Origin of the sequence: Flavobacterium sp. WG21, from assembly GCF_000335775.1 — a bacterium.
GTDB lineage: Bacteria > Bacteroidota > Bacteroidia > Flavobacteriales > Flavobacteriaceae > Flavobacterium > Flavobacterium tructae.
Window position 1 is genome coordinate 151,405 of record NZ_AMYW01000003.1, and the last position, 14,991, is coordinate 166,395.

At 35.5% G+C, this 14,991-nt stretch carries 15 protein-coding genes; 3 read left to right on the forward strand and 12 right to left on the reverse strand.

Going from position 1 to position 14,991, the window contains the following annotated elements:
- The first annotated feature begins 6 nt into the window (after positions 1-6).
- Complete coding sequence (locus C245_RS0103750) at positions 7-375, forward strand: 2TM domain-containing protein (RefSeq protein ID WP_017495242.1); 369 nt, start codon at positions 7-9, stop codon at positions 373-375.
- A 36-nt stretch (positions 376-411) separates the two neighbouring features.
- Positions 412-1,179, forward strand: coding sequence for a LytTR family DNA-binding domain-containing protein (locus C245_RS0103755; protein ID WP_017495243.1), 768 nt, complete (start codon positions 412-414; stop codon positions 1,177-1,179).
- Positions 1,180-1,602: 423 nt separating this feature from the next.
- On the opposite strand, the gene C245_RS0103760 is transcribed toward C245_RS0103755, so the two are convergent.
- Positions 1,603-2,628, reverse strand: a complete 1,026-nt coding sequence (locus C245_RS0103760; RefSeq protein WP_017495244.1) for a COX15/CtaA family protein — start codon at positions 2,626-2,628, stop codon at positions 1,603-1,605.
- 23 nt (positions 2,629-2,651) lie between these two features.
- Positions 2,652-4,079, reverse strand: a complete 1,428-nt coding sequence (locus C245_RS0103765; protein WP_026109850.1) for a CCA tRNA nucleotidyltransferase — start codon at positions 4,077-4,079, stop codon at positions 2,652-2,654.
- A gap of 353 nt (positions 4,080-4,432) precedes the next feature.
- Here C245_RS0103765 and yaaA point away from each other — a divergent pair, with 353 nt between their 5' ends.
- Positions 4,433-5,191: a peroxide stress protein YaaA gene (gene yaaA, locus C245_RS0103775; protein WP_017495247.1), complete on the forward strand. Its 759-nt coding sequence runs from the start codon at positions 4,433-4,435 to the stop codon at positions 5,189-5,191.
- 184 nt (positions 5,192-5,375) lie between these two features.
- Here yaaA and C245_RS0103780 read toward each other — a convergent pair whose 3' ends face one another.
- The 10 genes from C245_RS0103780 to trpC all read right to left on the reverse strand — a co-directional run bounded on the left by C245_RS0103780 (position 5,376) and on the right by trpC (position 14,951).
- Entirely contained in the window at positions 5,376-6,962 is a 1,587-nt protein-coding gene (locus C245_RS0103780) for an MDR family MFS transporter (RefSeq protein WP_017495248.1), read from the reverse strand.
- 4 nt (positions 6,963-6,966) lie between these two features.
- On the reverse strand, positions 6,967-8,046 hold the full coding sequence (locus tag C245_RS0103785) for an HlyD family secretion protein (RefSeq protein ID WP_017495249.1): 1,080 nt from the start codon (positions 8,044-8,046) through the stop codon (positions 6,967-6,969).
- Positions 8,047-8,058: 12 nt separating this feature from the next.
- Entirely contained in the window at positions 8,059-9,378 is a 1,320-nt protein-coding gene (locus C245_RS0103790) for a TolC family protein (RefSeq protein WP_017495250.1), read from the reverse strand.
- Entirely contained in the window at positions 9,368-9,976 is a 609-nt protein-coding gene (locus C245_RS0103795; RefSeq protein WP_035746151.1) for a helix-turn-helix domain-containing protein, read from the reverse strand. Before C245_RS0103795 ends, C245_RS0103790 begins: the two co-directional genes overlap by 11 nt.
- Positions 9,977-10,317: 341 nt before the next feature.
- The gene (trpA, locus tag C245_RS0103800; RefSeq protein ID WP_017495252.1) at positions 10,318-11,079 is read right to left on the reverse strand and encodes a tryptophan synthase subunit alpha; all 762 of its coding nucleotides are present in this window, start codon (positions 11,077-11,079) and stop codon (positions 10,318-10,320) included.
- Between the two features lie 72 nt (positions 11,080-11,151).
- Positions 11,152-11,889, reverse strand: a complete 738-nt coding sequence (locus C245_RS0103805) for a carbon-nitrogen hydrolase family protein (protein WP_017495253.1) — start codon at positions 11,887-11,889, stop codon at positions 11,152-11,154.
- Positions 11,890-11,898: 9 nt separating this feature from the next.
- The gene (locus C245_RS0103810) at positions 11,899-12,219 is read right to left on the reverse strand and encodes a gamma-glutamylcyclotransferase family protein (protein ID WP_017495254.1); all 321 of its coding nucleotides are present in this window, start codon (positions 12,217-12,219) and stop codon (positions 11,899-11,901) included.
- Positions 12,220-12,232: 13 nt separating this feature from the next.
- Positions 12,233-13,414: a tryptophan synthase subunit beta gene (trpB, locus tag C245_RS0103815; protein ID WP_017495255.1), complete on the reverse strand. Its 1,182-nt coding sequence runs from the start codon at positions 13,412-13,414 to the stop codon at positions 12,233-12,235.
- Positions 13,404-14,066 carry a phosphoribosylanthranilate isomerase gene (locus tag C245_RS0103820; RefSeq protein WP_017495256.1) on the reverse strand — a complete coding sequence of 221 codons (663 nt, stop codon included), beginning with the start codon at positions 14,064-14,066 and terminating at the stop codon, positions 13,404-13,406. Before C245_RS0103820 ends, trpB begins: the two co-directional genes overlap by 11 nt.
- A 105-nt stretch (positions 14,067-14,171) precedes the next feature.
- On the reverse strand, positions 14,172-14,951 hold the full coding sequence (gene trpC / locus C245_RS0103825) for an indole-3-glycerol phosphate synthase TrpC (protein WP_017495257.1): 780 nt from the start codon (positions 14,949-14,951) through the stop codon (positions 14,172-14,174).
- Positions 14,952-14,991: the final 40 nt, after the last annotated feature.

The window sequence follows — 14,991 nt, forward strand, 5'->3', positions numbered from 1 at the left end:
AATAATATGGGACAGTTTAGAAGACAGATGTACGAAGAGTATTCACATGAGTTTAGTACAGACGAAAGTTTCAATTTGGCATACAAAAAAGTAAAGAGAATTAAAGGCTTTTATTCGCATTTAAGAGTTTATATATTGGTGAACATTATCATCATTGTTTCAAGTCTGAATCAAAGTTATATAGGAGATCATTTTGTCATTAGAGGATTCCGTGATTGGGAAATTTATTCGACTGCATTTTTTTGGGGAATTGCTTTAGTGATTCATGGAATTTCTGTTTTTGGCCCTGATGTTTTTTTCAATAGAGATTGGGAGCAAAAGAAAATTCAAAAAATAATGAAGAAAGAGGCTGAAAATAAAAATAAATGGAAGTAATTTTAAACTGAATTTTTAAATTTTGCATCTTACGAAATGACCACATTAATTATAGAAGACGAAAAACCGGCAGCAAGATTACTACAACGAAAACTCGAAAAGTTAGATATTGCTGTAAAGACCATGTTGCATTCTGTTGAAGAATCCGTTTATTGGTTTGAAAATAATGAACATCCGGATCTCATATTTCTGGATATTCAATTGTCTGATGGTTTGTCGTTTGAAATTTTCGAAAAAATAAATATTCAGAGCGCCATTATTTTTACCACAGCTTATGATGAATATGCCTTAAAAGCCTTTAAATTAAACAGTATCGATTATCTTTTAAAACCCATTGATGAAGATGATCTGGAGGTTGCTGTTGCGAAATTCAAAACCAGATTACCCAAAACAAGTTCAGAAAATTCAAATTTGCAACTTGATTTTGAACAAATTCGTCAAATGTTGTCAAATCCCTTTGAAAAGAATTATAAAAAACGATTTACAGTTAAAATCGGACAGCATTTAAAGGTCATTACAACAGACGAAATTGAGTGTTTCTTTAGTGAAAATAAAGGAACCTACATTCATACTTTTGATAATAGAAATTATTTAATTGATTCGACTTTAGAAATCCTGGAGCAGGAAATCGATAAAAAAGATTTCTTTCGCGTTAGCCGAAAATTCATTGTTCCACTTACGGCGATAAAAGAAATTCAGGTTTATACCAATTCACGGTTAAAGGTAATTTTGCCAACTTATAAAGAGGATGAGGTAATTGTGAGCCGTGAGAAAGTGCAGGACTTTAAAAACTGGCTGGGGTAAACTTATTTAATAAATGTATCGTTCCTACGGAACTTTTTTGCGGGTTGAATTTATTTTTCAATGGATCAAAATCCATTGCTACAATATTTGTCATTCCTTCGGAATTTTATAATGTGCCTGAACAGCTTCAATGATTAAGAGAGAGCCATTGGCTCGACGCATTTTTTAAAGCGGATTTTAATTCGCTTTAAAAAATAGGTTATCAATATGGAGAGCCGTAGGCTTGGGCCATATTCTAAATTATAATGTGTTTGAGCGGTTTTAATGATTAAGAGAGAGCCATTGGCTCGACGCATTTTGTAGGAGCGGATTTTAATCCGCTTAAAAAAAAGTTTATCAAATATGGAGAGCCGTGGGCTCGGGCGATATCCTTAAATAAAAAAGAGCTGGAATTTTCCAGCTCTTTCTATATAATTTAAGTTATTATTTACTCAATCGGTGCAAAGTGTAGGTCATGGCACTCAAAAGGAAAAAAGCCATAATTTGATGAATTAATCCTAGTGCTAGAGGAACACTGTATAAAAGTGTAAAAACGCCCAGTAAGAACTGAATAAAAACAAAGACAAGAAGAACGTTGATTCCCTTAGACTGATTTCTGGTTAGAGAAAATTGAGTTCCTTTGTAATATAAGAAAAGGATAAGAGCCACTACTACATAAGCAAAAGTTCTGTGTACAAACTGAACTCCGCTTTTTCCTTCGATTAAGTTTTTAACCAAAGTAGGCTGTTCAATAAAAACCGAATCGTGAATAAATTGTCCGTCACTCATTAAAGGCCAGTGATTGTGTATTAAACCGGCATTAAGACCGGCTACAAATCCGCCGTAAATAATTTGAATCAGGAAAGCGACAAGAGCTATTCTTGCGATATTACGAAGCGGAATTATTTTATAAACATTGCGTTCCGGATAAATTAAATCTAAGGCAACCCAAAGTGTATAAGCAAAAGTAATAAAAGCAAAAGTAAGATGAAGAGAAAGTCTGAAATGACTAACATCCGGATTGTCGATTAATCCGCTGCGAACCATAAACCAGCCTAAGAACCCCTGAAAACCTCCCATTGCCAAAAGGACGATACATTTGTTTATGGTTGGACGATCGAGTTTTTTTCGAATTAGGAAATACACAAAAGGAAGAAAGAAAACCAGTCCGATAATACGACCGATAAAGCGGTGAAACCATTCCCAGAAATAGATGAATTTATAATCTGAAAGCTGAAAATCGTTGTGAATATTAATTTTTTGGTACTCCGGAAATTTCTTGTATTGTTCAAATGCTTCATTCCATTTTGCTTCTGTCAATGGAGGAAAAGTATCTGTTACCAAATGCCAGTCGGTCATGGATAAACCTGAATTGGTCAGACGGGTAATTCCGCCAACGACAACCATTAAAAATAGCAAAACACAACCTGATAGCAACCAGATGATTACTGATTTATTTTCTTTTTTCATTTTATAAAATAATACTTAATTCTTTATACTTTTTTTAAGCCTAATTTTTCAGCTCTTTTAATCACAAAATCATAAGCAGCCTGATATTCATTTGGAATGTCACCTTCAAGAATTGCTTCTTTTACGGCTTCTTTCAAAATTCCAATTTCTCTTGAAGGCTTCAAATCAAAGATTTCCATAATTTCTTCACCCGAAATGGGCGGTTGAAAATTACGAACATGATCGCGTTCTTCGACTTCAACGATTTTCTTGCGGACGAGCTCGAAGTTTTTATGGTATTTTTTAAACTTTGACGGATTTTTGGTGGTGATATCTGCCTCACACAAAGTCATTAGATTTTCGACATCCTCACCGGCATCAAAAACCAAACGACGTACTGCACTATCGGTTACGATGTCGTCAGCCAAAACAATAGGACGTGAACTCATGATAACCATTTTTTGCACAAATTTCATTTTGTGGTTCAACGGCATGTGCAGACGTTCGAAAATCTTTTTAGTCATCTTTCCACCTAAAAACTCATGCCCGTGAAAAGTCCAGCCTTGTTTTTTATTGAAACGTTTTGTGGGTGCTTTTCCAATATCGTGCAATAAAGCTGCCCAGCGTAACCATACATCGTCTGTATTTGGGCAAATATTGTCGACCACTTCCAATGTGTGATAAAAGTTGTTTTTATGGGTATGACCTTCAATTTCTTCTACCTGATTTAATGCTGTTAATTCGGGTAAAATTAAATCTAAAAGTCCCGTTTTGTATAATAGTAAAAAGCCGGTTGAAGGTTTAGGAGTGGAGAGGATTTTGTTTAATTCGTCAACAATTCTCTCACCTGAAATAATTTTAATGCGATCGGCATTTTTTGTGATGGCATTTAATGAATTTTCTTCTATTTCGAAATTCAATTGTGTGGCAAAGCGAATCGCACGCAGCATGCGCAGTGGATCATCAGAATAAGTGATGTCCGGATCTAAAGGAGTCTTGATGATTTTGTTTTCTAAATCAGACAAACCATTAAAAGGATCAGAAAGATCTCCGAAGTTTTCTTCATTTAATGATAAAGCCAAAGCATTAATCGTAAAATCACGACGGTTTTGATCGTCTTCCAGGGTTCCGTTCTCCACTACTGGATTTCGGCTGTCTGAACTGTAAGATTCTTTTCTTGCTCCGACAAATTCAATATCGGTATCTTCAAAACGAAGCATGGCAGTTCCATAAGTTTTAAAAACCTGAACTTTTGGTTTATTAGGAAGTAAATCAGAAACTTTAAGTGCCAATTCGATACCGCTGCCTACAGCAACAACATCAATATCTTTTTTAGAACCTCTGTTTAAAAGTAAATCCCGAACAAAACCTCCGATGACGTAACTGTCAACGTTGAGTTCCCGGGATGCCTTCGAAATGATATCGAAGATTTTATGTTGTAAAGCAGTTTTATAATTTGTTTGTATAGCCACGAATTCACTAATTTTAAATATCTGTTTATTCAAGAAGAGAATGAACGACTGCAAATTTACAACATAGAAAATGCCTAATACAATCTATTGCTCACTTTTTTGAAGAAATTCGTGGTTTTAAGCATCAATTTTTGTTGAAATGGAAAAGAGGAAAACTGGTTTGTCACGAATTTCGCGAATTTTGCGATTTTATTTCGGCACAGATTAAAAGGATTAGAAGGATTAAAAAACTGCAAAAAATCCTTTTAATCTGTGACGAAAAGGAACCTTTATAATGCGATCGAACAAATCAATTCAGATCTGTTATTTTTAAAATTTCAATTTGTATTTTTGGAGTATATAAAAATGTACACATGAAAATTGTTATATCGCCTGCAAAGTCATTGAATTTCGAAAAAGAATTACCTACTACTCAATATACAGAACCTCATTTTTTAAAAGAAGCACGTGTAGTTCATAAAATCTTAAAGACTAAAAAACCTGCTGAGTTATCTGAATTAATGTCGATTTCAGCTAAGCTATCAGATTTGAACTGGAAAAGAAATCAGGATTGGAAAACACCATTTACACCTGAAAATGCCCGTCCGGCGGTCTATACTTTTGATGGAGACGTTTATACTGGTTTAGATGCTTATACTATTCCTGTGGAGAAACTGGACGTTCTTCAAAGCAAACTTCGAATTCTGTCGGGACTTTACGGAGTTTTGAAACCATTAGATTTAATGCAGGCTTACCGTCTGGAAATGGGAACAAAATTGCCAGTTGGGGAGTATAAAAATCTGCACGAGTTTTGGAAACCAACTGTGACAAAAGCATTAAATAAAGAGTTGTCTAAGGGAGAGCTGTTCGTCAATTTAGCCAGTAATGAGTATTTCTCTGCAGTAGATGTGAAAGCTTTAAAAGTTCCTGTGATTACACCGGACTTTAAAGATTATAAAGACGGAAAACTCAAAATGATCAGTTTCTTTGCCAAAAAGGCAAGGGGGATGATGGTGCGTTATATTATTGATACTAATGCTGAAACTATTGAAGACTTAAAAGGATTTAATTATGAAGGGTATCAGTTTGATGGTAATCTTTCGAAGGGAAATCATTTGGTGTTTACCAGATAGTTTTTTTTAAGGTTCTAAGTGACTAAGATGCTAAGTTTCTGAGATTTTTTGAAGAGCAGTAGGCTCGAATCATATTGTAGGGAGGGATTTTAATCCCTTTATGATGGATCAAATATATTTAAAAGAAAAACGCCGAATTCGATTTTTGAATTCGGCGTTTTTACGTATTATAAATCAATTATTATTAATGCATTGCATCAGCAGGATTAATCTTGTTTTTTCCTTTTTTGATTAAAAGAATAATTGGAATACAGCATAAGAACATAATTCCCAAATACATGAAGATATCCATATAAGCCATTACAGTACTTTGTTTCATTACAGAATATTCAATGGCTTGGTAAGCTTTTTTCAATGCAACGTCTGCACTATATCCTTTAGACATAAAAGCTCTTTGCATTCCTGCAATACGCTGCTGTACTTCATATTTTGCAGGATCTAAATTGGTTAGTAAGTTCACTCGGTGTTCCTGTCCTAAACGAGTAATAAACGTGGTGATAATGGCAATACCAAACGAACCTCCTAATTGTCTCATCATTCCGGTAAAAGCAGCTCCTTCACCAATATGTTTTCCTTTTAAAGTAGATAGAGAGAGTGTAGTAATAGGTACAAAAAGTAATCCTAAACCAATTCCTCTTAGAATTAAAGGCCAGTACATATGTTCAACTCCGGTATCAGGAGTCATACGGGTCTGCATCATAAAGGTAAAGAAAAAGAATACCAAAAATCCAACTCCAACCATATATCCCTGAGGAACTCCTCTCTGAATCATATTCCCCACAAAAGGCATCATGATTGCTGTGGTAATAGACCCTGGAATCAATAATAATCCGGCATCTGTTGCGGTCCATCCTAAAATAGACTGCGTGTAGATTGGGATAATTAAAGTAGATCCGTACAGACCGAAACCAAGAATGAAACACATTACGGTTCCTATTCTAAGATTTCCGTCCTTTAGAACACTTAAGTTTACGATTGGATGTTTATAAGTGAGTTCTCTCCAGATAAATAAGACCAATCCTAAAACCGTAACCACACTTAAAGTTATGATAGTTGAATCGTTGAACCAATCGTCTTGTTGCCCGTGCTCCAGAACGAATTGTAAAGACCCGATAAAGGCTGCAAGTAATATAATTCCCCACCAGTCAACCTGATTGGCTTTTAATTTTTCTCCATATTTAGGACTTCTTACGAACGTTAACGCTAAAATAGTAGCAATGATCCCCAATGGAATATTAATGTAAAAAATATAAGGCCAGGAGTAGTTGTCTACTAAATATCCTCCTAATGGCGGTCCTAAAGTTGGTCCAACAATTACTCCCATTCCGTAAATAGCCTGAGCCATTCCACGTTTTGCTACAGGATAACTTTCGGTGATAATGGTCTGTGCTGTTACCAGCAAGGCACCTCCACCCATACCCTGAACAAATCTAAAAGCTACCAGTTCCCAAATATTGGTGGCGTTTCCGCATAAAAAGGAACAGACCGTAAATATTATGATAGAAGCCACAAAATAATTACGTCTTCCAAATTGTTGCGAAAGCCAGCTCGTCATCGGAATTACAATCACATTCGCAATGGCGTATGCTGTAATTACCCAGGCCACATCAGTTAAAGTAGCGCCAAGGCTACCTCGCATGTCTGTTAGTGCTACGTTTACAATTGTCGTATCTACAATTTCAAGCAAGGCACAAAGTACTGCCGTAATCGTAATGATGACACGTCTGTATCCGTATTCTACTAAATCTTCGTCTGCTTGTACTGCTGCCATTATTTTATTTTAAATGTACATCTACATCAACATTCATCCCTGGTCTTAGTAATTTTACTTTCTTCGGATCGTTTGATTCGTCTAAACTAATTTTTACTGGTAATCTCTGAATTGTTTTTACGAAGTTACCTGTTGCATTATCAGGAGGTAATAAAGAAAAACGTGATCCCGTTGCAGGAGAAAAAGAAGTTACCGTTCCTTTAAATTCATAGTTTGGATAAGCGTCAACTTTTAGACTTACTTTTTGTCCGGCAACCATTTTGTTCAATTGTGTTTCTTTAAAGTTAGCCACAACCCAAGCTTCATTGTTGTTGATGATGTAAAATAAAGATTGTCCCGGTTGAACTAATTGTCCCGGTTGAATATCTACTTTAGAAACCTGACCGTCAATTGCAGCAGTTACAACCGTATAGCTAAGGTTTAAATGAGCAACGTCTAACATTGTTTTCGCTTTTTTGATATTAGCGGAAGCTACTTCAGTTTGTTTGTCAGAAACTTTTGATTTCGATTGAATTACTGATTTCTGGTAAGAACTAGCTCGTTGTTGATCTTGCAAAACACGTACCTGGTTTTCAGCTTCTTCTTTTGCAGATAGAGCCTGTTCATATTGTTGTTTTGTAATCGTATGTGTTTTGTACAAATTATTGTAACGGTTGTAGTCGTTTGTAATTTGTCTTAATCTGATTTTTGCGCTTTCGATAGAACCTGTTGCAGATTTCATTTGCGCATCCGATACAGAGATGCTTGCATTGGCGCTTCCGATATCAGCTTTTGCAGCTTCGTATTGTCCTTCAGCACCTAATAAAGCAGCATTAGCCTCATCGATTTTTAACTGGTAATCTCTTTTATCAATCGTAAACAAAGTATCCCCTTTTTTTACAAAATCATTATCTTTTACGTATACTTTACTAATATATCCCGATACTCTTGGAATAATCGGATTCATTTTTTTCTCGATTTGAGCATCGTCCGTTTCTTCGTGAGCTAAAGAGTGCATGTACTTAGTTATTCCGTAAGTTCCGCCCACTAAAACCAAAACGGCTAGTATAATGATGAATTTAGTATTTGTTTTTTTCTTTTCCATGAGAGCTGTCGATTATATTTTAGAAAGATTGAATGATTGTGATAATTGTCCGGATACCGAAAGTAATTCGTAATATTTTTGAATGATAGTAGCTTTTGATAGTGCTGTATTTATTTTAGCGCTTAATTGTTCAACGTCAGCTTCAACCAAATCATTAGTATCTGATAAACCATTGTCAAACTTATCTTTTACAAGTCTGTAATTTTCACTTGCTTGTTGAAGAGCTTCATCGTAAACCACACTTTGATTTATAGCCAGATCATAATCTTCAATTGATTTTTGAACTTCAACTTTAATACGGTCCGTCATTACAGCTTCACTATTTTTAACTTCCAGAGCTTTGCTTTCCGCTACTCGTACATGAGCACTGTTTTTGTAAATTCCGGATAAGTCATAAGTTAAACCTAATCCAAAGTTCATAGCATATCTTACCGTTATAATGTCTTTAAGGTCCAGAGCTGTATAACCGCCCAGTAAGGCTAATGTAGGATAATAGGCTGCTTTTGCTACTTTTATATTTGACTCAGTAGCTTTTTGCTGCAAACGAATTGCTTCCAAATCTTTTCTGTTTTCAAGAGCTATTGCATCTGATGTTGGCGCATTGCTTGTTTTTAAGTTGAAAAAATCAGCTTCATTAACCTGCAGTTTCGTGTTAGGGTCTAACTTTAATAAAGTGGTTAGATAGAAGTTGATATTGTTAAGATTGTTAGTCGCTTCATCAATAGATAATTGCGTTTTTGAAACCAGTAATTGAGACTTTAATAAATCATTTCTTGGAATAATTCCATTCTTCTCCAATTCTGTGAAATCAGTAACACGTTGTTTCGCACTTTTTTGATTTTCATTTAAAACATCTAATGTTTTTTGAGCTTTATACAAAGCAGTGTAATAGGTAATTACTTTTAAAGCAACATCCTCTTTTGTTTTGGCAGCTGTAGCATTTTCCGCTTCGTATAAGTTATCGTAGGCCTCAATACTATTCTGAATTTTGAATCCTGAAAATAAAGGAAGGCTCAAAGTTGCCATTCCAAACATTGCTCTGTCCGGAGATGCAATAGAGGCATTTTCACTTTGATTTGGCATACTAATCGATGCCTTCGTAAGACGTTGGTATTGACCGGAAATTTTAATATCCGGATATTGATTGTCTTTTACGCTTTTTAATTCGTATTTTTTTGTGTTTACCTTAGAGTTGGCAAGTGTAACTTCGTTACTTTTTTCCCAGGCCATTTGTACGGCCTCGCCTAAGGTTAAACTTGTTTTCTCTTGTGCTTCTATTGACGAAATTCCGATGAAGAAAACCCCAAAGAGCATTAATTGACTAATTTTCATAAACAAGTAGCGCTTTTATAGTTTGTTGAATGTGCTTTGTAAGACTGGTTTTTATATAATTATTATACAATTCTTCGGTATTTAAGTTTAATAATTCTTCAAAGAAAGGTTTGTTCATATGAAAGTGAAAAAAGGTTCCGATAATTGTTGGAGTGATGAGCGGAATGATAACATCTTTTCTGAAAACCCCTTTTTCCTGACCTTGTTTAATAATACTTTCAACAGATTTTAGATTTCCCTTTTTTAGTTCTGTGAAGGCAATAAAACTTTTTTCCCTTTTTTTTGCATTGATTTCAAAATGTAAAACTCTGAAAATCCCTTTATTACAGCTTATTCTGGTGATGTAAATTTCGATTAATTTATTGACTTTATCGATAGGTTCGATATTTTCCAGTAATAAATTTTCGAGCTTCAACTTTAAATCAGATGTCTTGTAAATGATTAAGGCTTCAAGTAGTCTTTCTTTTGAACCAAAATAATACGAAACCATAGCAATGTTAATCTTGGCATGTTTTGAGATATCCCGTATCGAAGTTCCTTCAAATCCTTTTTCAGAAAATAGCTTTTCTGCAACTTCCAGAATTTGAATTTTTTTTATCGTTTAATTCGAAGTTTGACATGGTAATGTTTCTAATCGGGTACAAAATTAAACAACCGTTTAATTTAAACAGTTGTTTAATTTTGTTTTAACAAAATATTAACATTGTATAAGTTTGATAATTTTGTGCAAAAAAAAAGCTGAAAACAGTACTGTTTTCAGCTTTTAATGTTTTTTTGTCATTTCGACCGAAGGGAGAAATCATATAAGAAATCCTGATGCATAAGAGTCAATCTTTGTCGAATTACGAGTGTGATTTACTTTGTCAGTCGCTATCGCTCGTGTCTCCTTCGTAGAAATGACAAACCAGACGGTATTACTATATTTAGTAGAAAAATTAATTATCTTATCTCGCTAACAAATTCTTCAATTTTTTCAGAACCGTTTTCGCTTAAATGTTTGATGAAAGCACTTCCGATAATAGCACCTTTGGCATATTTGGTAGCCTGATTGAATGTTTCTTTATTTGAAATTCCAAAACCTACGATTTGTGGGTTTTTAAGATCCATTTGGGCAATTCTTTCGAAATAACTTTCCTGAGTATTTCCGAAACCGGCCTGAGAACCCGTTACGCTGGCAGAACTCACCATATAAATGAATCCATTTGAAACGCTGTCAATAAAACGTATACGTTCTTCTGACGTTTGAGGGGTAATCAAAAAGACATTGATTAAACCGTATTTTTCGAAAATTGCTTTGTATTCGGCTGCGTAAACATCAACTGGTAAATCCGGAATAATTAAGCCATCGATACCAATTTCGGCACATTTTTTACAAAATTCTTCGATTCCGTATTGCAGCATTGGGTTGAAATATCCCATAATAATCAACGGAATTTTTACGCTTTCGCGGATGTTTTTCAACTGGTCAAAGAGAATTTGAGTCGTCATTCCATTGTGAAGTGCCTGTGTTGAACTCGCCTGAATCGTTGGGCCATCAGCCAAAGGATCACTAAAAGGCAAGCCAATTTCGATTAAATCAACACCATTTTTTTCTAAATCCTGAATGATGGGAACGGTATCATTCAAATTGGGATATCCCGCTGAGAAATAAATAGAAAGAATCTTTTTATCTTCTTGTAATTTTTGAGTTATTCTGTTCATTGTTTTTATTTTTTCTCCTAACAAAAGTTAGATAGGTTTAAATTTATCTTCTCCCGGATTAAGGGATTTGTACTAATTTTTTACAACTTTACTGGTCCAGTTTTCGTTTTGATATTCTACCAATAAAAGTCCGGTATCTGTATCGTTCATCTGCCCAATAAGTTCACCTTTATTATTCCAGAAAGCACTTTGTCCGGCTGATGGTGATCCCCACGATTCGCCGCTGAAATTAGACATCAGCACATTTAATTGGTGTTTCCCGGCATAACTTTGTAAATGCCTGTAAGCATTTGGAATCCCGTTTGGCGAAAAGAAAATACTGGCAATATAAATACTTGCTTCTCTATTACATGCATTTTGTGGATGCAGTGGATTGTCGATATCAGCACAAATAGCAAATGAAATTTTCTGATTTTCAATTTCAATCATCGGATTATAATCAAACGAAGATTGAAAAAAATCGTCTTCTCCTTCATGCAAAAATTGCTTAGTGTATATCGAAACAGAATTGTCCGGAGTAATAATAAATTCGCCGATAAATAATTCTGATTCAATTTGGATTGGCGCTCCTGCAATGATGACGATATTGTTTTTTAAAGCTAATTTTCTTAAATGATCTAATCTCGAATCGTCCTTTTGAAAGGCCAGTTTTTGAGCGTATGCTCTTTCATAACCTGTGATTGACATTTCAGGAAATGCAATTAATTTTGCTCCATTCTGAACGGCTAGTTCGATAAGACGATAGTGCTCTAATAAGTTGGAATCAATATCCTCGCGGAATGGTTTTGTTTGTGCTGCTGCCAGAATCATGGTATAGAATTATTTGTTTTCGATATAAATCCAGGCAACTGTTCCGGAATTCAAGGTTACCTGAACTCTTTTATATGCATTAGATTCGAATAGATCTACTTTAGCCAAATCGGCATTTGTGACGTCAAAAACAACACCATGTATAGGATCCGTAGAGGTTGCGCTTGGTACGACTACAACATAGTCCGCCATTCCAAATTCTTCTTCGATTTGCAGACTTTTTAGTTTGTGACCGTGAAGCTGATCTCGGGTTCCGGTTAACACCTTATTAAAAAGACGCATCTGAATTTCTTTTGATCGCAATGTTCCGTAAGAGAATAACTTTTCCATAGTTGCTATTTTATTACAATTTAAAATATTCAATATAATTATCTAAATCCTTATCTCCGCGACCGGAAAGACTGATCACTACAATATCGCTTGGTTTGAATTTCTTCTGATCTAAAACAGCAAAGGCATGTGCACTTTCAATTGCCGGAATAATTCCTTCCAGTTTGGTCAGCTGTAAACCTGCATTCATTGCATCATCATCAGTTACAGAAAAGAATTCCCCGCGACCGGTTTGCGCCAGATGTGCATGCATAGGACCAACTCCGGGATAATCAAGACCGGCAGAAATAGAATACGGTTCGGTGATTTGTCCGTCCGGAGTTTGCATTAAGAGGGTTTTACAACCGTGAATAATCCCCATTTTTCCTAATTTACTGGTAGCGGCGCTGTGACCGCTGTCTACACCTTTTCCGGCAGCTTCTACGGCAATAATCCCCACTTCAGGTTCATGCAGAAAGTGATAATAAGTTCCGGCCGCATTACTTCCTCCACCAATACAAGCCACTACATAATCAGGATTTTCACGTCCTTCTTTTGCTTTTAACTGCCATTTGATTTCTTCTGAAATAACACTTTGAAAACGTGTAACCATGTCAGGATAGGGGTGTGGTCCAATTGCTGAGCCTATGATATAATGTGTATCTACGGGATTGTTAATCCAATCACGAATAGCTTCATTGGTAGCATCTTTTAATGTTTTGGAACCTGAAAGTGCCGGACGTACTTCTGCGCCTAACATTTTCATACGCGCCACGTTTGGTGCCTGGCGTGCGATGTCAATTTCACCCATATACACGATACATTCCAGTCCCATTAAAGCGCATACCGTAGCGCTCGCCACACCATGCTGACCGGCACCGGTTTCGGCGATAATTCTTTTTTTACCCAGACGTTTGGCAACCAGAATTTGTCCAATAGTATTATTGACTTTGTGTGCTCCAGTATGATTTAAATCTTCTCTTTTTAGATAAATTTTGGTATTGTACTTCTCTGACAAACGTTTTGCGAAATAAAGCGGACTAGGACGACCTACATAATCTCTAAGTAATTGGTCAAATTCTGCTTTAAAATCTGGTTCGCTTGTTATTTTTAGATAATTCTGACGTAATTCTTCTACATTCGGATAAAGCATTTCGGGAATGTAGGCTCCTCCAAACTCTCCGTAATATCCTTTTTCGTTAACATTATAATTCATTGTATAGTTGTTTTGGGTTTAAAGTAGCAGGTTTTAGATTTTTCTGAAACTTTCTTAATAGACTTGTATTCTTTAATCCTGGTTCTGTCTCAAATTTACTATTTACGTCGATAGCATAAATAGGCACTTTGAGGTTTTTTATTGCAGGTATTTCTTCAATTCCGATGCCACCACTCAAAAAGATTGGCTTCTCAGATTTATAATTTTCTAATATTTTCCAGTCAAAAGTGGTTCCGTTTCCGCCCGGTAATTTTCCTTTTGTATCAAACAGGAAATAATCGCAAACCTTTTCAAAAGGTGTCAGAACTTCAAAATCAAAATTTTCATCTATCGAGAATGTTTTTATGATTTCGATAGTCACATCAATTTTGGCATCGATCTTAGCTCTCAGTTCCTGGCAAAATTCTACGGTTTCTTTTCCGTGTAACTGAACGGCCTGTAAATGATATTTGTCTGCTGTTGATAGTACGTTATCAACCGTTTCATCTACAAAAACACCGGTTTTCTTGATGGTATGAATCAATTCCGGAATTGTTCCGTCAAAATAACGTGCGGATTTTTTCCAGAAAATAAATCCCATATAGTCGGGCAGGAGTGCTCCTGTTTCGAGTATATTGTCGGGATATTTCATACCGCATATTTTTAGTTTCATTTTTTTTTATTTTTATGCTTTAAGCTTTAGGCAATAAGCTTTAGGCTAAATTAGTAATGTTAAGAAAGTTTTTCGGTTTTCAGCTTACGGCTTAAAGCTTACAGCCTACAGCTGTCTAATAAATTCAGTTGCTGCCTGACCGGCATTGTCTGTTTTCATAAAGTTTTCTCCGATTAGGAAACCACTGTAACCATAAGGTCTTAATTCTGAAATGGCTTCAATAGATGAAATTCCGCTTTCTGAAACTTTTACAAAATCATTCGGGATTTGAGCGGCCAGCTGTTTGCTGAAATCCAGACTTACTTCAAAGGTTTTCAGATTTCTGTTATTCACGCCAATCATATCTAAACTTGGCATTATAGATTTCTCTAATTCTTCCTGATTGTGTACTTCCAGTAAAACTTCTAACCCTAATTGCTTGGCAAATTCCGATAACGATTTGATTTCTTCGCGGGTTAAAACGGCTGCAATCAGTAAAATTAAATCGGCTCCGTACGCTTTGGCTTCTAAAATCTGATATTCATCGACGTTAAACTCTTTTCGCAAAAGCGGAATATTTACAGTTGCTCTTGCCAGAAGTAAATCGTCTAATGAACCGCCAAAATATTTCCCGTCGGTTAAAACTGAAATTCCACAGGCGCCAGCATTCTCATAACCTTTAACAACTTCTTCTACTGTGAAGCTATGGTTGATTACAGATTTAGACGGTGAACGGCGTTTGTGCTCCGCAATTATTCCTGTCGAACTTGTCTTCAGTTTTTGACTTAGAGAAATCGTTTCTCTTCCAAAAAACACAGAAGCTTCCAATTGTGAAACGGGAATGATTGATTTTTTAAGGACGACTTCTCGTTTTTTATCTACAATTATTTTATCTAAAATGTTCATTGTTTTATTGGTTTCAGGTTTCAGGTTTCAAGTTCCCGGT

Coding starts and splice junctions, on each gene's coding strand:
- C245_RS0103750 (WP_017495242.1), top strand. CDS start 7: ATGGGACAGTTTAGAAGACAGATGTACGAAGAGTATTCACATGAGTTT.
- C245_RS0103755 (WP_017495243.1), top strand. CDS start 412: ATGACCACATTAATTATAGAAGACGAAAAACCGGCAGCAAGATTACTA.
- C245_RS0103760 (WP_017495244.1), bottom strand. CDS start 2,628: ATGAAAAAAGAAAATAAATCAGTAATCATCTGGTTGCTATCAGGTTGT.
- yaaA (WP_017495247.1), top strand. CDS start 4,433: ATGAAAATTGTTATATCGCCTGCAAAGTCATTGAATTTCGAAAAAGAA.
- C245_RS0103780 (WP_017495248.1), bottom strand. CDS start 6,962: ATGGCAGCAGTACAAGCAGACGAAGATTTAGTAGAATACGGATACAGA.
- C245_RS0103785 (WP_017495249.1), bottom strand. CDS start 8,046: ATGGAAAAGAAAAAAACAAATACTAAATTCATCATTATACTAGCCGTT.
- C245_RS0103790 (WP_017495250.1), bottom strand. CDS start 9,378: ATGAAAATTAGTCAATTAATGCTCTTTGGGGTTTTCTTCATCGGAATT.
- trpA (WP_017495252.1), bottom strand. CDS start 11,079: ATGAACAGAATAACTCAAAAATTACAAGAAGATAAAAAGATTCTTTCT.
- C245_RS0103805 (WP_017495253.1), bottom strand. CDS start 11,889: ATGATTCTGGCAGCAGCACAAACAAAACCATTCCGCGAGGATATTGAT.
- C245_RS0103810 (WP_017495254.1), bottom strand. CDS start 12,219: ATGGAAAAGTTATTCTCTTACGGAACATTGCGATCAAAAGAAATTCAG.
- trpB (WP_017495255.1), bottom strand. CDS start 13,414: ATGAATTATAATGTTAACGAAAAAGGATATTACGGAGAGTTTGGAGGA.
- C245_RS0103820 (WP_017495256.1), bottom strand. CDS start 14,066: ATGAAACTAAAAATATGCGGTATGAAATATCCCGACAATATACTCGAA.
- trpC (WP_017495257.1), bottom strand. CDS start 14,951: ATGAACATTTTAGATAAAATAATTGTAGATAAAAAACGAGAAGTCGTC.